Source organism: Kribbella sp. NPDC004138, assembly GCF_053603655.1.
This window is the reverse complement of record NZ_JBSGFZ010000009.1, coordinates 99581-118265: the sequence shown is the minus strand read 5'-3', so window position 1 is coordinate 118265 and position 18685 is coordinate 99581. Positions and strand designations below refer to the sequence as shown.

Genomic DNA, 18685 nt, shown 5'->3' with positions numbered 1-18685 from the left:
CTTGTGAAAAAGAGAACGGCCCGCGCTGTTTCGCGCGGGCCGTTCAGGAGATTTTGCGGCGGATCAACTGGTCTGCCGCCAGATGTCGTTGACGACCCTCTGGATGTCCGGCGCCTCGGCGGTCTGGCCGACGACCATCGCGCCGACCAGCCAATACTGCCCGCCGCTCTGGAACGCGCGCGTCATCGTGATCGTGTACGGCGCCTTCGCCGACACCGTCAGCCAGGTCCGTGAGTCCTTCGCGGCCGCCGGCGCCGTGGTCTTGTAGATCTTCGTCCACTGCTGGTCGAAGGCCGGCCGGTCCGCCACGCACCCCGCCAGGCTCGCGCACGGGTGCAGCGCGAACTGCGCCTTCATCGCGTTCTTCAGGCCGCCCGGCTCGTAGTCGTTCTTGGTCACGATCCGCCGCAGGATCAGCTGCGACGACTCGCCCAGGAAGGCCACCTCCGGCGGCCGCGGCCAGCCGAGCGCGAACGGCAGCTCGGCGTTCGCGACCATCTGAACGTCGGCGCCGGCTGCGTAGGTGGCGCCGAAGATCCCGGCCGATCCGTCGGGGCGTTTGTACGGCGCGGTCGTGACGCGGTTGATCGGCGGGATCAGGACGGTGGACGGGATCGGCTCCGGGCTGACCGCGGCCGCCGGGGCCGCCTCGCCCGGCTCGTCCTTCACGGCGCCGCCGATCGCGGTGCCGATCGAGTACGCGATGCTGAACACGATCAGCACCGCGACCGCGACAACGGCGTAGACCCAGGCGCCGATCTTGCGCCGGTACTGCCGGGCGATCTCGATCTTCGACTGCGGCTGCTCGTCCTGCTCGCCTTGCTCGTCGTGCGGCGTCGCCTGGTCGGGGCGGTCGACGTACGACGGGATGTCGCCCCGCGGGGCGCTGGTGTCGCCGGGCGGCAGCGTCGGCGGCGTCGCGCCGTACCCGGCGAGCTGGGTGCGGACCGCCTGCAGCGACTCCTCGTCGTTGCCGAGCACCCCGTCGAGCGGGTCGACCAGGCGCTCGGCGCCGGTCTGCCCGTGGACGAGCTGCGTGATCGCGTACGGACGGCCGGCGCTGAAGTTCGCCGCCCACAGCGGAGTCTCCTGCCGACCGGGCACCAGCGCGGCGTCGCGGCTCGCCCGGGTCAGCCGGTCGACGACCGTCGCGTTCCGGGCGCCTTCGTCGCTGAGGACGAGCGCGACGACGTCCATCCCGGTGAACGTCCGGCCGTGCCACAACTCCGCCAGCGGGTGCAGCAGGATCCGCTGGTCGAACTGATAGCCCGGGATCTCTGGCGCGCTGTTGCTCACTTGCTCTCCCAGATCGCTCGGTCCGCCAGCGCCAGCGCCGCCTTCTGCGCGGGGTCCGCGTCGATCGGGTTGGCCGTGTAGTCCACCAGGACGACGACGTCGGCGCGCTGCACCATCGTGTGGACGCTCCAGGTCTCACCGGCCAGTCCGCTCGCGGTCCGGCTCACCTTCGTCGGGTACGGGCGGTTCTCGTCGTACGCCTTCAGCGGCGACCGGGTGAACGTCCGGCTCGCCACCTGGTCCGGCGTGAACGGCGCGTTCCCCGCGCCGGCGTCCTTCCCGCCGTACGCCGTGATCGTGACCTGCACGCTCGCCGACGTGTACGCCCGCACCTTCGCGCGGGAGCTGCCCGCCGTGCAGGTGACGGTCGTGGTCCCGCCCTGGGTCATCGTCACCGGCCCGTCCGATGCCTTCGGCAACAGGTTCGCCACGTCGCCGATCCGTGCGCACAGATCGGCCGGCAGCACCCGCGCCGGGAGGATGTCCTCCGGCGTCACCGGCTCGCCGACCGCGAAACCGACCCCTCCGCCCACCAGCGCGGCCATCCCACACCCGATCGCGGTCCCCCGCACCAGTCGACTAGCCATGCCCGCGACCCTAACCACGCCAGGGTCCTCCCACGCGCGCAAGACCGCCGTGTCGCGGTTCCGTCACGAGACACGCGACGGTGTCTGGGAACAGGCTATTGCTTGTCGTCAGACACCGACGGGTGTTCCCAGGCCTCAGGCGAGCAGAGTTTTGACCGAGCCGCCGGACTCGGTGAGCTTCGTGCCGAGGCCATTCAGGGCCTCGCCGACCGTCGCGAGGATGCCGGACAGGTCCTGCAGGTTGCCGGCCAGGCTCTCGATCTCGGTCGCGACGCCGCCGATCTGCCCGCTGCCGTCGTTCAGCTTCTTCGCCGCCGCGTCGCCGATCCCGGGGATCTTGTCCAGCTCACCCGCGAGCCCGGCGAGCATCCCGGCCGCGTCGTGCAGCCGGTCCTTGGCCGCGCTCATCGTGGTCGCGCTCCCGCTCAGCGCCTTCCGCGCCCCGCCCTCCCCGTCCTCGCCCACGAGCGCCCCGGCCGCCTTCGCCGCCTGCTCACCGGCCTCCGCGAGCCCCGCCCCGATCGTCTTCAGCAACTCCGGCAGCTTCCCGAGAAACCCGACCGCGTCGTCCGGCAGCCCGCGGACCAGATCCAGCACCTTCTGGAAGTCGTCCGAGTTCTCCATCACGAACCCGACGGCCTTCTTCACGTCCCCCAGATCCCGCCCACCGAGCAAGTCCTCAATACCCATCCGCGGATCGTAGAGCCGCCACCTCCCCACCCCCCGCCACGCCGCACCCCACCACCGTCACGACCTCGTTGCGAGAGCCGATTGGCATCCACCCGCCCCCGCCATGTATCGTTACTCGACGTTGTCCAGCGCTCGTAGCTCAACGGATAGAGCATCTGACTACGGATCAGAAGGTTGGGGGTTCGAATCCCTCCGAGCGCGCAAACAAAACCCCAGGTCATAAGGTCGTGACCTGGGGTTTCGCTCCCTCCGGGGTGGTTCTTGCCAACGCCTCTGCTGGTGCCTTCCAGCCCACGGCCGGCCAGCGGAGGTTCAGCAGCTCTCCACGCCGAGCACCCGAGTAGGCAGCCAGTCGGGGTCAAGATCGTTCGTCCGGCGAGGCGCTCCATCTTGGCCCCTCTGGCGTCTCCTGATCGCGCTACGCGTGGGCTGAACGGCAGACGGGAAGCTGCTAGAGCTACCGCGGGTAGTCCGACTCCTCCCAACCATCCAGGTCCGCGATGCGCCACGGGTCGCCTGGTCCGGACCGCTGGGCAATGTGGCCCGGGGGCATGGTGGCTAGCTGAGCGATGGAGCTATTCGTCTCGATCACGTGAGTGATGTGCGTGACAACCGACGCACCAGGCGGGTTCGGATCGTCGACAGCGTCGCTGATGAGCCAGGAGCCGTCGGGTGCGTGGATCACCTCTCGCGCAGGCTGCTCCCCCGAGAGCACTGTCCTTTGCACGAGGGCGCCCAGGTTGCTGGGGAAGAGCTGGTCCTCGAAAGGAAACGGCAAGTGCCGGAACATCTCGCGCTTATCGGTCATTCTTGGCGCCTTCGCTCGGTCGAACCGTCGGCGGCAGTCTGTCAGCGGGACACGAGCGCCCTGCTAACGGACTTGCCAACAGCGGACACAGATCGGGCCAGACAACCGTGGACAGTTCGCTAGATCAGCATCCACGCCCAGGCGCGCAGTGGACAGGGACGGACGCTCGGAGCTCGACCACGGATGAGAAGGTTGGGGGTTCGAATCCCTCCGAGCGTGCAAACCCGAAGGCCCAGGCAGACACTCGCTGACCTGGGCCTTTGTGTCTTCCGGAGGCAACGGCAGAGAAGGCGGCTGTCGTGCTCGCCGCCCTCTTGCCCCCCGATTGACCCCAACGTCACTGCCACGGTTCCGAAGCTGGTGCCGGTGTACTCCCACCGGTACCTGCCGGCCGGGCGCGGCGCCTCCGGCCACCCCGTGCTCTCCATGCACCAGACCGACATCATCTTCTACGGACTAAACCTGCTGGACTACGTCTACCAAGAGCTCTCGGCCGGGCCGGGTCTCGACCGCTCGGAGCCAGAAGGGCAGCCGCAGGCGACTGTCCCGTTCTGGCGAGAGTTCCTTGAGCGACGGTGGCGGCCGAAGACGCAAGGGGGCAGTTGCGGGCGAGATTCCGCGTCAGGACTTAGAGTTCTCCAGGGCGCGACCGGCGGTGTCTCGCGGAACCGTCTCCGAACTTCCCGCGCCGCCTGGCCACCCACCATCGCGCTACGAGCCACGCAGTTGCTACTACCGCCACCGCGAGACCAAGCTGTGCCAGCAGCCAGTGCCCGGCATCGCCCGCGATTGCGGCACCGAAGAATCCACCGTAAAAGCCCACCATCGCTGGCCACGGAGCCTCCATCTCGCGGATCGGTGCCCACCAGCTGACAGCCGCGAGAAACAGAGTGGCTACGGCTACTAGCCAAGGCGGATCAGCGGTCATGTCCAAACGGTAGCCGTACACCAACGTCACCCTCGCGCTCCTCGAAGAGAAACCCGAGCTTGTCCACGGCATCATGCTGCAATTCCTCGGCCACGTCGACGTAGATGACCTTCGTCGTACGGGCGTCAGCGTGCCCGAGAATGTCCTGAACTGCTCAGGCGGGATTCGCTGTGGAGTCAACTGTCGCGAGTGAGCTCCCCAAGGGCGGTCATTGCGTGGCTGGCGACCAGCTCGTCCGAGTCGGCGATCATCCTTCTCATGAGGGCAATATCTCTGTCATGGGAGACACAGAGCCACCATCGAACCGTCCCTGATCTGTCCTCCGCGAGCCGGCGTTGAACATCGTCTGGAAGCACGTCGCGTGCGGCAACCTTGGCCCGGGCCGCGGCGTTGGAGTCCTCGGCAAGTCTCCGCAGTTGGTCTTCTGTTGCCAGCTCGTTGAGAGCAACCTCGCCGCGCACACGCGCATCTGGGTCCTGCATGACGGCCTCCAGGACGCTCGCGCTGTGTGTGCTCGTCGCCAGTTGCTCGCGAACCTGCCAGTCAGGGTCTGCAATGACGGCCTGGATCAGATCGGGTTCCAGGTCACGCAGCTGGGCCGCAGCCCATCTGGTCTCCCTGTCAGGTGACCGAACCGCGGCTTGTCGAACAGCTCGGTCGGCATTCGGATGCTGAACTGCGTCCCAACGAATCTGCCGATCTGCGTCTCCCAAGCAGGCAAGCAGCAGTTCGGGCGGACAACCCGGATTGCCGACCACTGCTTGTCTGGTCCGACGATCACTGTCGCCGGCCAAGCGTTGGAGCACCCAACTCGGCACATCCCTGCGCGCAGCCAGTGCGCGACGCACGCTCGGACTTGGATCTACGACGAACTGCTTCCAATCGCGTGCCAACAGCGACGCGGTCCCGGCTTGGCGTGCACGATCAGCCACCTTCACGAGTCGATGGTAGGCGCGCCAGGTCAACGTTGTCGGGCGCACAAGCCGCAAATCCGCAGGCCGATCCCCGGCATTGCGCGACGCATGTGGCCGCACCGGAATGGGGACCATCTCGTCGAGCTGTGCGCCGGGCGGCACACCACAACCCGGTCTGACCCGTCAGACTGCGCGCATGAGTGCAGGCGGAGATGGTCCAGGCGGATGACCCACATGTGCCGCTCTGCCACAGTGGAATGGATGGGTCTACTGAGCGGGGTGAAACGGTGACCGACAACCGTGAAGCGGCTGGGCTCGATCATTTTGACGTCGCTCTCGCCGCCCTCCGCCGCGCCCGACCGAGGCCCAGCGTCACCGATGCCGCCGAAGTGCTCCGTCAGGCGTTGGCTGCGGACGGAGTCATCTGGCCACAGTCGTCCCTGCTCGAGATCGCGCGCACTGTCGTAGAACCATCGTGGCCCCTTCGCCACCCAGTGAGGTTCCTCCGAGAACGAGCTGTGCGCGACCGGAACGACTCCGAACGAACCATTGGTTCTCCCATCGATCGACAGCACGACGCCGTCGAATCCGCCCAGCGGCAGCGAGTTGCACTCGATCTCACAGCCTATGACGCAGTCAAGGGAGTCGAGTTCCTCGCTGCTCGACCGGGCGAGGTCGGCGTCGTATTGAACCCCTGGACGCAGTCCGTGGCCGAGGCAATTCGGCGACGATGCTCGCCTTACCAGGTCTACTTCCTTGAGACTCTGCCCGGGCTCGAGGCTGATCCGCCCCAGAAAACCCTCGACACCTGATGCGCCACGCACGCTCATCGGCTGCCCCCTCCGCACGTGTCCCGATCAGCGCTTCAGACCGTCGCACATGACCTGGCGGACGGGTAGCGCGCATCAGTCGACGCAGGACCTGGCGGCCTTCAGACTTCAGACCGTGATCCGCCAACAGATCCGCGGCACATCTCCGTCAGCTGATGTGCGACAGGCTAGGCCTCTCGCGACCCACTGCGGGCGCCGGCCAACGCACGGATGTGCCGATGTGAGGATGTCGCCAGTCGCGATGCTCGTGCGCCGTCAAGGTGGCGATACACCTACGCTGAGGGAGATTCGCCAACCAACGCGATGTTGATGGTGTCCTCCGGAGAGAGTGTCGCCAGGTTTGGCGGCTCGCCTCCGCTCCGCGCCACGAGCGCGTCAACCGATTCCTTGAATCCCGCGACCCTATCGGTGATCGACAGGAAATCACCGCTGACATGGTCAACGTCCAACGTGATGAGGCGTTCGTCGTCCGGCGGCAGCAGCAACACGGAGATGCCCGCCCCCGTCAGCTCCGACCAGGGGTAGCCAAAGGTCGTACCGGAATCGGTCAGCCAGACGCCGTCCTCGTCAACGATCACACGGTCGGTCACCTGTGTACCCTACCGATGCGCCATGGTGATGGCCTCCGTTGCGTGGCTCTCGCGCCGTCAAGGCGGTCAAGTAGTGGGCGGGTCCCGAGACCTCAGTCGCACTCTCATGCCGCAATGCGGTCCTCCGCCGACGACCTACAAATCACGCTCGAAGACATCGATCAAGGTGCTGACGACTCGCCGTGCCTGCTCCTGGGAGTCCGCGCGCTGCCACCGTGCGAGCGTGTCGCCGATGGCCTCGACCAATGGCTCGTCCTGATCGCTCCACGTCTCCAGGTGCAGAAGCAATTCCGCCTTGGCAGATTCATCCATGTTGAGCATTCTCGGGCCGCGCAAGCCAACCTGCACTCATAGCCGCGATCCGCGCACGGTCATGCCGATTTGCGCTCGCCCGCAATCCTGCTGCCTGCACACCGAAGAATCACTCATAGTTCGATCGCGCGGTAGGCGAAGGCCCGGTCGACGACCTCCTGCGGGGTTGGATCGTGATCGAACTCATCGTTCGGCCAGAAGATGAGGTCAGCAGCGCGAGGATGCGGCACAGCGGCCCGGAACTCGGCAACGAGGCGATCGGCTTCCTCCTCGCCAGCGTAGTCGCCTGTCATGATCCGGCCCACGATGCGGATGAGTTCAGCACGCTGGCTTGGCGAAGCGCCCATGAGTCGTCTCCGATTTCGATGGGCTGGCCGATCATGCCAGGCGGCCCACTGATTTGCCGCAGAGAGTGAAGCTCGTGCCGATGAGCGGACCTCATCTCCGGACCGTGTACGTTCCTCTTCGTGCCGAACGGTCACGTAGTAACGGTTGCCACTGACGCCGGAATGCTCGCGCTGTGGCGGGGATCCGCCTTCGCCGACATCGGCGGGTACGACGCTTGGGAGGAGCGTGTCAACGAACGGCTCTCCGAGGCAATCCAGTCGGGTGAGCTGATCCCGATCGGTATCCAAGGGGACGGAGCGTTCGGCGTGCGCGTTGCGGTAGCCCCGGACGCCGCGACGGAGCGCGAGGTCCGGTACACAGTTGTGACCAGCGAGCCTTACCTTCTCGTGGCTGATGGCGGACCCATCTTCCTGAGCGGAATCGAGGCCGTCGGCGATGCGCAGTCCAGCCCTGTCACACTGCCGCTTGCTCCAGGGCGCTACTCCGTTCGGGCATCCATTGTGGCCTGGGACGAGGAACCTGGCGGGCGTGGCCCTGACGGTCTGCCGGTACCTAACGCGTTGCCGGACTTCCTCGTGGTTGTCGCGCCGAGTGATGGGTCCGAGGCGTTCCGGACGGCTGACATCACCTTCGACCCGCCCGGCTGAGCCGTACGCAAGTTGGGATGGCCTGCGTTTCCACGATCATCCACACGAAGCGGCCCATCTCCAGCGGATCGTCCTCGCTTGTGATCGTGAAGCTGGCGACCTCGGCGAACCAGTCATGATCCAGCGCATACGAGGGTCGCTTCGTCATCGGCTTTCTCCCGGTGCCTTCCCGAAACTCCTGCAGATACCGTGACACCACGCCGACGTGCACGTGGAAGGTGCGCATCTGTGCGGTCGACCGGGCATGGTGGCCTGACAGTTGCAGGCTTCCGACGTGGCCGGTCGTGCCGTCCAGGTAGTACTTGCCGGAACCTCCTCGCCAGCCCTGTTCGCGCAGGGCCGGGGTAATGCATTCCTTGAGCATGCGTCGGTACTGGTCCTGTGCGGTCACCGCGGGAGTCTAGGGCACTCCGAGCATCAGGCCAGGCCGTGCGAAGCATCGCTGCACCGGCCGCTCGGTGTGCGGTAAAGGCGAGAATGCCCGGGACCCGGATCGGCTCCGCGGTTCACTCATCTGCCGCTGTCCGCGCACTCACATGCCGAGATCAGGACGTCATGCTCGCGCAACTGAGCGCCGAGCTTGAAGGCTGTCGATGTTGACGGGCTGACCGCATGTCAGTGGCCGTGCTCCAACCGCGGCCCAATCAGGCAGCCGGTCATGCGAGTTCATCAGCGTGATGTGCAGGCGTGGCGATGGCGCGTTTCGCTGCCAGGAGCCTCCTGTCACACTGCATCCGTGGATGACAAACCGCCTGACGAGGCCGCGCAGGAAACGGTGCGGGAGGAACAGGCCTGGGGCAACAACCGGTGGACCCGGATCTTCCTCGGCCTGCCGTTCCTGGGTGCAACGCTCGTCACGGTCATCGATAGCGCGAATTGGCCCATCCGAGAAATGTGGCCAGCGCTCCTGGCGTTCGGCATCATGACGGTGACGGTGACGCGGCCGACAGTCCGGATCACGGCGCACGAGCTGGTCATCCGCTACCCGATCGGTGGCCGCAGGATCGCCCGCGCGGAGGTGGTCTCTGCGCGGTTCAACTACTTCGGACTCGTCATCCAGCTACGGGACGGCAGCACGGCGTTTGCGTTCCTGGCACCGAAACTGACCTCGACCGAGTTGAGCTCGGGCTGGCAACCCGAACCCGGCGGTGCGGCCTACGAAATCACACGATGGGCCGAAGAGGCCCGCAGCTGATCGCTAACCGACTTGCACGCCCATCCCCTCGGCGGCTGGACGCCTCGCCGCGATTGGGCCGTTCGGCCAGCCGCCGTCATGGGCTACGAGTGACCCTCAACGTCACCCAGCCCGCAACGCACGGATCTGCCGCCGACCGTGAAGTTCGGGCCCACCGATGAGCCGCGTCGCCTTCGGGCGCGCCTACGCGGAGGCCCGGGCAGTCGCCAACGACAATGAGCAAATGGGGACCACGTCCGAACCGCGATGCAGGCACGTCTCAATTGCGAACCCACGCGGGCCTGAGGAGACTAACCTGCCCTTGCTGCTCCATCGGGTGGCCGGGCTGATCGAGGACGAGCGGATCGACCCCATGGACATCCTGGATTTGACAGTAAGTTCAGAGATCACCGAGAACGGGCCCTGGTGGTCGGTCACCGTCTACTGGCAACCAGATCCTACCGGGTAGTGCCACCACCCAGCCAGACCGTTGATACGCGTCGTGCTCCCCGTAGAAGATGACCGCCTGCGTAGCTTGCTCCGAGGTCGGCACTGCACCACCTCGCCACTCACTCCAGACTCTGATGACCTCCTTGGCCAGGTCGACCTCCAGGAGGATACGTGAAGTCCGGAGCGCTCGGGGCCACGCCGTTGACCGCATCCTCGTTCAGCACGACCGCTTCGGAGTACGCGGTCCAGGGTTTGCGCATGAAGATCGTGGGCTCAACCTCGTACGGATCGCCGTCCGGAATGCCATCGAGCGTTGCGATCACCTCGAGCAGGTTGCCACGCAATGGATGATGTCAGACGACTGCCCGGTCACAGGCTCACGAGTCGTGCATGCGAGTGGGGCCGAGGCCTTGATCGTCTACCCACCAATAGCCTCCGGGTACTTCGGGAAGCTGGCCGGCGAGCAATTCGTCCAGGGCACCCAGGACCTTGCGAACCCAGGAACCAAGCGCCGCAGGCGCCTCGACCAGCGGGTCCACGCCGACAGCGGCGGCACGACGCACGAAGGCGGGATCTGTCACCACGACCAGGGCGTCGCCGACGAGGCGGTCCTGGATGAGCGGAATCGCGGCATGGATGAGTTCGACGATGTGATCGTTCGTCACGTAGTCGTCCAGCGCTGCGTCCACGGCCCCCGTGACACAAAGGGCAGCGTTGAGCGCCCATCGGTCCAACAAGGCGTCGAGTTCAGGTTCACTCGGGGTCACGGGGTCAAGCTCGGCCACGAGCAGCGCAAGTACGACGCTCACCGCCGCATCGCGAGTCCAGAACGACTGCCCGCGGAAATCGACCTTGCTCTTCCCCATGGCAGGAGACTAGGACGCCACGAGACCATCCAGACATGCCGCTGTTGGTAACGCCCACAATGAGTAGACCCGACCTGAGCTAGCGTGTCGCCGTGCTCCTCACGAGCGACAACATCGAATCGGAGTTCCTTAGGACCTTTCCCCAGGCAGCCGCCGCTCTTGCGGCCGACGCCGGCGCAGATGCCGCGGGGCGCGTTGACTGGGTGTTCCGCCACGATGTAATGCCCAACGCCATTGGCGACCCGGCTGCCCTGCGCGACGTCTTCGCCTGGATTGAGCGATTGCTGCAGTCCACTGACACCATGATCGAGTACTGGACTGCAATACGCCTCCTTGGTCGGACGTTGGACTGGCCCGAGTGGGTGCCTCTCGTTGAGGAGCACGCAGGCCCACTGCTTGCGACAGCCATGAGGAGATAGACCTACGCCTCGGCAGCACACTCATGCAGCTGTCCGTGAAGCACGGAACTGCCGAGTTGGGGACGTTGAGCGGGTGGTGGTCAGGGCCGGCCAATGATCGGGAAGGCTCGTTCGATCTCGGTTAGCTGGGACAGCCAGGCTTGTAGGTGCGTCTGATCGAGGTCGTGCAGTTCGATGGCCAACCGGTTCCCTACGCCGGGCCGGTCCATGACTTCGCCGGACACCCTCAGGCTTCCGTTCGGCTTGCATTCGATCGTCAGATCAATCCAGTGCTCCATGCTCTGCAAGACCGCGGTGCCGAAGAGGTTGTCGTTGATGAACTTCAATCCCTCAGCCAGCCTCTGTAGTTCGTCTGTCCGGAGATCAGCACTGACGTCCGCGGTGAAGCCTCCTGCACGCACCTTGATCGTGGAGCGGATCCAGTTCCCGTCCCAGTAGTCGGAGGCGCCCTGATGGGGACGACCGAGCACGCTGATGGCGAGATGCTCAGCGTCAAGAGCGCCGAGGACCAGACTGTTCTCCACCGCCCGATCGTCTCAGTCCGCGCTCCCAACAAGCAGCCGCGATCCGCTCGGGTCGGAGGGTGCGCCGCCACCGCGGGGCCTTATGCTCGCCACATGACGCTGCACTCACAGATCCTCGACATCGACGGTGGGCACTCGCTCACGTTCTACTGCGGCGAGCTTCCCGCGGACGTGGCAGTCAGCGCAGCAGGCCATGAGCCAAACGGCTACTTCTGGGAGGGTGTCGCGACGGTTCTGGCTCCCGAACTGGTTCATGGCCTCGAGTTGGACTCCGAAGCGGGCATGTTCAGCGCTGCCGGCCAGCGCAGCGACCTCGCACAACTGCAGACATTGCTCGAACCTGTGCTCGCCAGTCCGGACGTCGTTCGTGAGGTGATCGCACGAGCCGAGTCCGAAGGTTTCGAATTCGACGACTGACGAGTCGCGCGATCATACCGCTGTCGGTGAAGCGCGCACATGCCGATGTGCGGTCGTGCTGTCCGTCATCTCAGATGCTTCCTGAGTGCATCATCGACGTGCTCCCCACAGGCTTGCCACCTTGTCGGTCTGGTTCTGCAAGCCGAGTTTGTCTACTTGGATGCGATGGTCGGCATCCGGGGGGTTCGCCGCGTCCACCTCGTGGAGCATTCGGAACTCATCGTCAGTCAGCCAGACCTTGCGGGACGCCGCACGCCGCATCGCTTCCGGCAGGCCCACCGTCATATGCACGATCAGACACCCGGGTAGCTCCCGTCTGTACAAGTCGCAGGTCTCTGGCGTGAGCACGTCAGCGACGACGACTTCAATGCCCATGGCCAGGAAATTGCGGGCCAGGCTGCAGGCGTTGGTCACACCGAGCCTTTGCTGTTCCCGGCCTTCCCTTCCCTCCCACGGAGCGGCAGCCCCGGTGACGACGAGCTGGCGTACGTCATCCACATCGATGAAAGCACACCTTGGACGACCTTCCGCCAGCGCACGCGCCGTCACGCTCTTTCCTACCGCGGGCCCGCCCGCGAGGATCAATGGTGGAAGAGTCATCGCTTCTCCGGAGGGCGTCTGAGGGACCAACGGTATCGAGACACGTTTACTCATCTGCCGCTGTCCGAGCGCTCGCTTATGCCGACGATCGGTTGTCCGGTCCAGACGACTGATGCTCGTTAGGGCCGGTGCGTGCCCGAAGCTGGGCAACGTCGCCCTCACGGAGGAGAAGCTCCGCACCGACACGAAATGATCGCAACCTGCGGGACGCCATCCAGTCGAAGACCGCTTCACGCTCCAGGCCCAGCTGGTCTGCCGCCTCGTCCAGCGTGAGCATCCGAGGAGCTGGGCTGCTGTCGAATCTTGCCAGCTCCAGGTTGTACCAGCTCTGCTGCTGCAGCCAGAGGAGGTACTCGCGATCGATCGCGCGTGAGCCCGACCCGGCAGTCTCGGCCAGAAACTCATCCAGGAGATCGAGGAGACCATGCACCGCAGCTTGGTCATCCTCCGGACTGAGCGGGCGACCGGCGTGCGGTACGACGAGCCGCCTCACCAGGGCCGGCCAGCCAAGATTGTCCCCGTCGTTCAGCTTGAGGACGAGGAACTCCCTGAACCCGGACAGCTGGTCGGGTCGGCCATGCTGCAGGCCAATGACGAACCTGACAAGCTCCTCATAGGTCAGCCCCGACCGTCCAAAGATCATGCCCGGCCGAAGCCGCACGTGGCGGAGCAACTCTCGGTAGTCCACATCCCCCATGGTCTCAGTGCTGGCCGTGCAAACCTTCCGCAGTCGAGCTCGGCGAGTCGACCGCAGATGACTCACCTTGGCCGGTGCGAATGCACGGATCTGCCGCTTCCGCGCGGTCATGCCGAGTTGAGTGCGTCAGCTGCGCGCGGCTGGTCGAACTTCCCGGGTGTCTCGGATGGAGGGTGACAAGAACATGGCTGTGGCAGGCGAGGACCTCGCGGGCAGTTCACGTACGGCCCCAGCTCGACCAACGTTGCGCGCAGCAGCCACGGCATGGTTCCTCGCCCTACTGCCAGTGACATGGCTCGTGTATGACGTCCTCGCGTTCGAACTGTTCGGCCCGAATGACTCCGCCACGGGGTATGGCGCAAGCGACGCCGCGATGGGGGCACTCCTCTTCGCAGCGCTCACGAACTGGGTCGTAGTCGCCGCAGACTCTGCGGCGCTGCGCCGATCCGGCGTTCGGGTCTCCGCGTGGTGGGGCATCCTGCTTCTCCCCGTCTATGTGATCCTGCGTACGAGACGGGCGCGCAGGTCGCCAGTAGTCCCTGCTGTCTTCTTTGCTCTCGCGGTGGCATACCTGCTCTCCGGCGACCTCATCCTGGATGGACTCGACCTGCACTAGCTCAAGCGCCGGCCGCGCAGCCCAATCGGCGCCGGCCGCGACTGGCGCGCAGTCTGAACGTCCAGCCGAATTGAGTGCGTGCGGTGGCGAGCCAGTGGCCGGATCCGGTGCCCGCACGACGACCTGGCATTGCGCGGCGGCTCAGGAAGGAGTCATGGTGAGCAAGTGCGGGTGCTAGATGCAATGTGTGCGGGCTTGGTCCTCGTTGCCGCCTGCTCGGCACCGTCGAACCATGCGGCCACGACCTCGCCCGCGGAGGGCACGCAATCCGGCCCCAGCTACGACACGGGTGTCCCACTGGACTGCAATGTGATTGGCGACGACCTTCCTACACCAGATCGGCTCGTGGTTCTCGACTATGTCGCGCTGCCGGCTCCGCAGGCGCCGGCCCTGCAAACCGCCCGACAGCCCGCTCCGGAGTCGCCGCTGCTGGCCTACTTCGCTAAGACGGGCTTGGGGTTCAAGGGCGGACTCCAATGGCGATTGAGCGTCGCACCCGAACACCGGGGCCACCTACGCATCGGTTGGGGTTCACCAGGTACCCCCTCGACGGTCGTTGTCCCGCCCACGGCGTGCAGGCTCTCCTCCCGCACAGGGTGGGTTTGGTATCCCGGTGGCTACTGGACCGACCGGCCTGGCTGCTACGCGGTTGTTGTCCAGATCCTCGATCAGAGCCGACGAGTGCCCATCGGCGTCGGTGCCCCCTGCCCTGGACAAAAGCCCCCTGCAGGGCCGTCCGATAAGTAGGACGTAGCACGAAAGGTGGCGAGGCTCAGTTTCACTCTCAAGTAGCCGCGATCCGCGCATTCGCAGATCACCTGGCGGACGACCTCGCACACCACCCGGCGGAGGACAATTCAGACTTCAGACTGTCGTGTCTCACCTTGCTGAATTTGGCTCTTATGGATCAAGGGCGCGCCTTCGGCGTGCCTCCCCGCGCGGGGTGGGCGAGCCCATGCGGCCTGTCGGCCGAACCTCGCCCACCCCGCGCGGAGACGGACCCAGATCTCCCTATTTCCAGAAGCGTCGATCTCGTCCAGGTCCTGGCGGTCGACCGCGGGTAGCCCCGTCCCCCTGCCGCCCGATCGTACGGCCAGCACGGCACGCATCAAGACACCCCACGGTCGTCGGATCGCAAGTTGTGGCGACCGAGCAATCCGGTCGGTTTGTGGGCGTGCAGGTTCGGCGGCCTATGAGTCGACTGCGTGGATGTAGACGAGGGGATGAGCGGGATCGAACGTGTCCACGACCAGGGTTCGGCTGCCGCCGGCCGGTGTTTGGTCCTCCGTCATCAGCGGGCGTCGGAACGACTCCGGCCCTGGGCATGTATCCGGTACCGGGAGTTTCTGCTGAGCGGCGGTTGATGGCATGGCGAATCGGCTTGCGGCAAGGAGCGTTCGCAGGCCTGCGGGCGTGGTCCGGAACGAGATTCGCAGCGTGTGCTCGCCGAACGTCGGGTGCACATCGGAGTGGAAGCGCAGTTCCGCCACATCGGGCGGCAGTTCGATGTCGAAGGCCGCGGTGATGGCTTGGAGTTCGACGTTGCTGCCCGAGCAGGCGCGCGGATCAGCGATGTCGGGTGCTCGCTCGGGAAATGGGGAAGCCAGCGTGAGGACGGTAACGCAGACAACGAGTGCCGCAACCCCGCCGATGATGAGCCAGCCGGTCACAGCCCGAACTCGTCTCATGGATCGATAAGCGTAGCGGCGGCAAGGATCGCTTCGTTTGCCCGGCGCGCGTGGGGTGGCGCCACCTTCCGGCGCCGGTGATTGTGCGGGTCTTCGCGACCGTGTCAAGGGCGCTTCGCGACGCTGCGCGTCTGCCTGGCGGCAGCCCTTGACACCGCCGCTGCGACCCGTGGGTTGGCGGCTATCCGGATGATGGCTCAGGCCGCGGTCGTGTGGCCGGTTGGCTCGTTGGGCCAGGCGATGTCTTCTCGGTAGAACTCGCGGTGTTCAAGGCAATGGTGGAGTTGCCCGACGAGCTTGCTGCCCAGTCGCCGAAGCGCTGCCTCGTGGGTGTCTCCGGCGGCGCGACGCCGGCGGTAGTAGGCCATCGCACCGGGAGAGTGCTGCATCGCGTTGAACGCCCACCAGCGGCAGGCGTCGGCCAGCCGCTGGTTTCGAGCCCGCCGCAGCAGCACGACGCGGGACTTACCCGAAGCGCGGGTGACCGGGGCGGTTCCGGCATAGCGGCGCCTGCTGGCAGGATCGAGGAAGCGGGTCGGATCGTCTCCGAACTCGCCCAGCACCCGGCCGCCGAGGACCACACCGAGTCCGGGCAGACTACGCAGGATCTCGGCGTCCGGGTGGTTGTCAAAACGCGCCGCCAGCGCGGCCTCGAGCTCGGCGATCGCGGCGTCGATGCCCATCAGCGTGGTGACGATCGCCCGCACCGCGACGCCCATCGCCTCCTCCACCTCGGGCGGCTGATGCAGTTGCTCGGCGGCGAAGACCTGGTGCAGCCGTTCCACGTCACTGGTCCGCAGACAGATCCGTCCCGCCGCCCCCAGCAGGGCGCGGATCTGGTCGCGATGGAGCGCCCGGGCCTGGCTCGGGGTCGGTGCGGCCGCCAGGATCTGCATCGCCGTCCTGGTCGTCAGGTTCGGGAACGCGGTGAGTGCGGCCGGGAAGAAGTCGCGCAGCAACGACCGGAGCCGGCCGGTGTCACGTAACCGGACTCGCACCGCGTCTTGGTGCGCGCGAGCCACGACCGCGATCGCCGCCACCTGTGCCGAATCATTCGCCAGCTCACGATGCCGCTCCGCGTCGGTGCGCAGCAGGTTCGCCAGCACCAGAGCGTCCGCCGCATCCGACTTCGCGCCCGAGACCGCGTAGCGATCCCGGTACCGGTCGACCGCCTTCGGGTTGATCGCGAATACCCGATAGCCCCCGCCCCGCAACGCCGCCACCAACAGTCCACGGTCGGTCTCCAGCGCCACCTGCACGTCCGCCACCTGCTCGCTACAGGTACACAACAGCTCGGTCAGCTGGGTGAACCCGGTGATGTCGTCGCTGATCCGGCGCTTGGTCATCACCCGACCGGCGGCATCGACAATCGCCACATCGTGGTGATGCTCGGCCCAGTCGATCCCACAGAAGATCACCATTCAACGCTTCCCTCCTCCCTGCCCGCCTTGGATGAGTGAGCCGCGGAGGCCACACGGCGCCCTAATGGACAGCGCTCACGGCGCGACACCCCACCAGCCGTCCGCGGTCTCCAGCGACCGGCGGGGCCACCGTCTTGACGAAGAGATCCAAGGTCTCCGAGCGCTCAAGTGGTCATCCCGCCGGCGGCTCAAGCAGCAGTCTGCGCCCGCCACCGGCAGGAGCCACCCTTTTAACGAAGAGATCCAAGCCTCCGGGCGCCAAAGTGATCACCCAAACCGGCGGCGCGAACCGCGCCCGCAGACCCATTAGAGCGCGTACGGCGTCGCTTCGTGGTCGGCGGGCCGGCTCTTGACCCGCGCCGCGTTGACCTTTGTTGGCAGCTGTCAGGGGGACGGGGCAACTATGGGGGTCGAACTGTCAGGGGTGTGACAGAGGTGGTGTCGCCTGTCGTTAGTTCCTGAACGGATGGGTTCTTGAGGCTGTGGTGATCGTGCCTGCGTCGCGTCGCGTCGGGCCTCAGCCGACGAATGCGATCGCGTTGCCGTGCGGGTCGCGGACGATGAAGTCGGTGCCGCCCCAGGCTTGTTTGGTCAGTTTCTGCACGATCTCGGTGTCGGCGGCCAGATATTCCGTGTAAAGCTCGCGCACGTTCGGCGTATCGACGAACGCCATGATGAGCCCTTCTCGTTCCGCGGCGCCGGCCGCGAACACCGGCTCGTGGACGAGCTTCAGGTGCAAGGTCGCGCCGTCGCGCGACACCGATCCGTAGAACGGTGGGTTGCCGTGCAAGAAGTCGATGCGGAAGCCGAGCTGGTCTCGATAGAACGTGGCCGAGGCATCGACGTCGGCGACGTACAGCACGGGTTTGGCGCTCGCGATTGGCGTGTACTGAGTCTCCGGCTGCTCGCTGGTGGGCGGGGCCGCTTCCGTGTTCGCCTTGAGTTCGGCCCAGTTGGCGCAGCCCGCTTCGAGGGCGATGACCTCCTGGGCCTCGGTCAGGGGAAACTTCAGCGCGAGTGCTTCGCGGTCGGACAACGTGCGATAGCGCTCGAGCTGTCGGATGCGACCGCCAATCGAGAAGTTGCCTTCGCGGTGCCAGCGAACGAGCAGTTTCGCCTGTTTCTTGTACGTTTCGAGCTTGGGCATGGCGCTCCCTCTTCGGTCCTGAAGTAGGTGGGCCTTGCCCTTTCGGCTTGCGTGCCGCTGCGCCCTACGACCGGGATTGAACCCGCGCCTGCGAAGTTGAGATTACCACAGCGCATTGGGCACCCGGCGGCGAAACTGCCATGACGGTGGCGCGCGACCCGAGCACAATGGCGCCATGTTGCAGGAATTTGTTCCGGATGGGGAGACGCCGACACCCGGCCTGGTGGGCGCGTGGTTGGCCCTGGACAGGCTGCATGCAGAGTCCGTGCCAATGTGGGCGGCCAGCTGGCTCGTTCAGGGGTATGACGGCGCGTCGCTGGCGGAACTAGCCGGCCTGAGCGGACGGGACACCCGTGAGGTTCGCGATCTCCTCCCGGCAGCTCTCGCAGACGTGGGCGTTGACCCCTTATCCTCAAGGCGGGCGGCCCTCAAGGTGGCATACGACCACATCGCCAACATGCATCTGACTGGCCGGGTTCGTTGGGCCTGGGTCGTCAATCAAGTCGTCGGACTTGTGATTGGCAACGGGTACGCCTCCGAAGCCTTCGAACAGCCCCTAGGCGAGCTGTGGGGGATCGACGATGACCTGGGTGATCCGTGGAGCCGGACAGAGGATGAGCTAGCCGGAATCGTGCGCCAGGCGTGCATCGAACAGGTGCGGCAATGACTGGCGTGCGTCCGCCTCTTGGTTCGGGATTGCAGGCGTACGAGTAGCT

24 protein-coding genes and 1 tRNA gene are annotated in these 18685 nt (G+C 65.9%); 8 read left to right on the top strand and 17 right to left on the bottom strand.

The genetic code is table 11. The annotated features are described in order from the left end of the window. Positions 1–63 precede the first annotated feature (63 nt). From ACWEOO_RS14930 to ACWEOO_RS14920, 3 genes are all read right to left on the bottom strand, one after another. On the bottom strand, positions 64–1296 hold the full coding sequence (locus ACWEOO_RS14930; protein ID WP_452143428.1) for a hypothetical protein: 1233 nt from the start codon (positions 1294–1296) through the stop codon (positions 64–66). Then, positions 1293–1883: a hypothetical protein gene (locus ACWEOO_RS14925; RefSeq protein WP_452143427.1), complete on the bottom strand. Its 591-nt coding sequence runs from the start codon at positions 1881–1883 to the stop codon at positions 1293–1295. Before ACWEOO_RS14925 ends, ACWEOO_RS14930 begins: the two co-directional genes overlap by 4 nt. Before the next feature lie 135 nt (positions 1884–2018). After that, positions 2019–2573 (bottom strand): hypothetical protein, encoded by a 555-nt coding sequence (locus ACWEOO_RS14920; RefSeq protein WP_363707141.1) that lies wholly within the window; start codon positions 2571–2573, stop codon positions 2019–2021. 128 nt (positions 2574–2701) lie between these two features. On the opposite strand from ACWEOO_RS14920, the gene ACWEOO_RS14915 reads away from it, so the two are divergent. Then, positions 2702–2774 (top strand) — tRNA-Arg (locus tag ACWEOO_RS14915). A gap of 256 nt (positions 2775–3030) precedes the next feature. On the opposite strand, the gene ACWEOO_RS14910 is transcribed toward ACWEOO_RS14915, so the two are convergent. Further along, entirely contained in the window at positions 3031–3381 is a 351-nt protein-coding gene (locus tag ACWEOO_RS14910) for a hypothetical protein (protein ID WP_452143426.1), read from the bottom strand. Positions 3382–4485: 1104 nt separating this feature from the next. Continuing rightward, positions 4486–5247: a hypothetical protein gene (locus tag ACWEOO_RS14905; RefSeq protein WP_452143425.1), complete on the bottom strand. Its 762-nt coding sequence runs from the start codon at positions 5245–5247 to the stop codon at positions 4486–4488. 263 nt (positions 5248–5510) lie between these two features. Here ACWEOO_RS14905 and ACWEOO_RS14900 point away from each other — a divergent pair, with 263 nt between their 5' ends. After that, positions 5511–6035 carry a hypothetical protein gene (locus tag ACWEOO_RS14900; RefSeq protein WP_452143424.1) on the top strand — a complete coding sequence of 175 codons (525 nt, stop codon included), beginning with the start codon at positions 5511–5513 and terminating at the stop codon, positions 6033–6035. Between the two features lie 290 nt (positions 6036–6325). Here ACWEOO_RS14900 and ACWEOO_RS14895 read toward each other — a convergent pair whose 3' ends face one another. From ACWEOO_RS14895 to ACWEOO_RS14885, 3 genes are all read right to left on the bottom strand, one after another. Continuing rightward, entirely contained in the window at positions 6326–6643 is a 318-nt protein-coding gene (locus ACWEOO_RS14895) for a hypothetical protein (protein WP_355691293.1), read from the bottom strand. Between the two features lie 135 nt (positions 6644–6778). Continuing rightward, a complete protein-coding gene (locus ACWEOO_RS14890; RefSeq protein WP_452143423.1) occupies positions 6779–6955 on the bottom strand; it encodes a hypothetical protein in 177 nt (58 codons plus the stop codon). 113 nt (positions 6956–7068) lie between these two features. Continuing rightward, the gene (locus ACWEOO_RS14885) at positions 7069–7302 is read right to left on the bottom strand and encodes a bacteriocin immunity protein (protein WP_452143422.1); all 234 of its coding nucleotides are present in this window, start codon (positions 7300–7302) and stop codon (positions 7069–7071) included. 120 nt (positions 7303–7422) lie between these two features. Here ACWEOO_RS14885 and ACWEOO_RS14880 point away from each other — a divergent pair, with 120 nt between their 5' ends. Then, on the top strand, positions 7423–7950 hold the full coding sequence (locus ACWEOO_RS14880) for a hypothetical protein (protein WP_355700670.1): 528 nt from the start codon (positions 7423–7425) through the stop codon (positions 7948–7950). Here the strand turns inward: ACWEOO_RS14880 and ACWEOO_RS14875 are convergent. Then, positions 7928–8341 (bottom strand): hypothetical protein, encoded by a 414-nt coding sequence (locus ACWEOO_RS14875; protein WP_452143421.1) that lies wholly within the window; start codon positions 8339–8341, stop codon positions 7928–7930. The genes ACWEOO_RS14880 and ACWEOO_RS14875 overlap by 23 nt on opposite strands. Before the next feature lie 345 nt (positions 8342–8686). On the opposite strand from ACWEOO_RS14875, the gene ACWEOO_RS14870 reads away from it, so the two are divergent. Then, entirely contained in the window at positions 8687–9145 is a 459-nt protein-coding gene (locus tag ACWEOO_RS14870) for a PH domain-containing protein (RefSeq protein ID WP_452143420.1), read from the top strand. Between the two features lie 548 nt (positions 9146–9693). On the opposite strand, the gene ACWEOO_RS14865 is transcribed toward ACWEOO_RS14870, so the two are convergent. Next, the gene (locus ACWEOO_RS14865; protein ID WP_452143419.1) at positions 9694–9897 is read right to left on the bottom strand and encodes a hypothetical protein; all 204 of its coding nucleotides are present in this window, start codon (positions 9895–9897) and stop codon (positions 9694–9696) included. A gap of 54 nt (positions 9898–9951) precedes the next feature. Then, positions 9952–10440 (bottom strand): hypothetical protein, encoded by a 489-nt coding sequence (locus tag ACWEOO_RS14860; protein ID WP_452143418.1) that lies wholly within the window; start codon positions 10438–10440, stop codon positions 9952–9954. Positions 10441–10532: 92 nt separating this feature from the next. On the opposite strand from ACWEOO_RS14860, the gene ACWEOO_RS14855 reads away from it, so the two are divergent. Further along, a complete protein-coding gene (locus ACWEOO_RS14855) occupies positions 10533–10859 on the top strand; it encodes a hypothetical protein (RefSeq protein WP_452143417.1) in 327 nt (108 codons plus the stop codon). 80 nt (positions 10860–10939) lie between these two features. On the opposite strand, the gene ACWEOO_RS14850 is transcribed toward ACWEOO_RS14855, so the two are convergent. Continuing rightward, positions 10940–11383 carry a WapI family immunity protein gene (locus ACWEOO_RS14850; protein ID WP_452143416.1) on the bottom strand — a complete coding sequence of 148 codons (444 nt, stop codon included), beginning with the start codon at positions 11381–11383 and terminating at the stop codon, positions 10940–10942. A 93-nt stretch (positions 11384–11476) separates the two neighbouring features. Between ACWEOO_RS14850 and ACWEOO_RS14845 the strand changes: the two genes are divergently transcribed. Further along, positions 11477–11800: an Imm51 family immunity protein gene (locus tag ACWEOO_RS14845; protein WP_452143415.1), complete on the top strand. Its 324-nt coding sequence runs from the start codon at positions 11477–11479 to the stop codon at positions 11798–11800. A gap of 90 nt (positions 11801–11890) precedes the next feature. Here the strand turns inward: ACWEOO_RS14845 and ACWEOO_RS14840 are convergent, their stop codons facing one another. Then, positions 11891–12349, bottom strand: a complete 459-nt coding sequence (locus tag ACWEOO_RS14840) for a hypothetical protein (RefSeq protein WP_452143414.1) — start codon at positions 12347–12349, stop codon at positions 11891–11893. Positions 12350–12476: 127 nt separating this feature from the next. Then, positions 12477–13088, bottom strand: a complete 612-nt coding sequence (locus tag ACWEOO_RS14835) for a hypothetical protein (protein WP_452143413.1) — start codon at positions 13086–13088, stop codon at positions 12477–12479. A 175-nt stretch (positions 13089–13263) separates the two neighbouring features. Here ACWEOO_RS14835 and ACWEOO_RS14830 point away from each other — a divergent pair, with 175 nt between their 5' ends. Then, positions 13264–13713: a hypothetical protein gene (locus ACWEOO_RS14830; protein WP_452143412.1), complete on the top strand. Its 450-nt coding sequence runs from the start codon at positions 13264–13266 to the stop codon at positions 13711–13713. A gap of 1190 nt (positions 13714–14903) precedes the next feature. Here the strand turns inward: ACWEOO_RS14830 and ACWEOO_RS14825 are convergent. The 3 genes from ACWEOO_RS14825 to ACWEOO_RS14815 all read right to left on the bottom strand — a co-directional run bounded on the left by ACWEOO_RS14825 (position 14904) and on the right by ACWEOO_RS14815 (position 17969). Next, complete coding sequence (locus tag ACWEOO_RS14825; protein ID WP_452143411.1) at positions 14904–15383, bottom strand: hypothetical protein; 480 nt, start codon at positions 15381–15383, stop codon at positions 14904–14906. A gap of 215 nt (positions 15384–15598) precedes the next feature. Further along, the gene (locus tag ACWEOO_RS14820; RefSeq protein ID WP_452143563.1) at positions 15599–16819 is read right to left on the bottom strand and encodes an IS110 family transposase; all 1221 of its coding nucleotides are present in this window, start codon (positions 16817–16819) and stop codon (positions 15599–15601) included. Between the two features lie 520 nt (positions 16820–17339). Continuing rightward, positions 17340–17969: a glyoxalase superfamily protein gene (locus ACWEOO_RS14815; RefSeq protein WP_452143410.1), complete on the bottom strand. Its 630-nt coding sequence runs from the start codon at positions 17967–17969 to the stop codon at positions 17340–17342. Positions 17970–18144: 175 nt separating this feature from the next. Here ACWEOO_RS14815 and ACWEOO_RS14810 point away from each other — a divergent pair, with 175 nt between their 5' ends. Further along, positions 18145–18636: a hypothetical protein gene (locus ACWEOO_RS14810; RefSeq protein ID WP_452143409.1), complete on the top strand. Its 492-nt coding sequence runs from the start codon at positions 18145–18147 to the stop codon at positions 18634–18636. Positions 18637–18685: the final 49 nt, after the last annotated feature.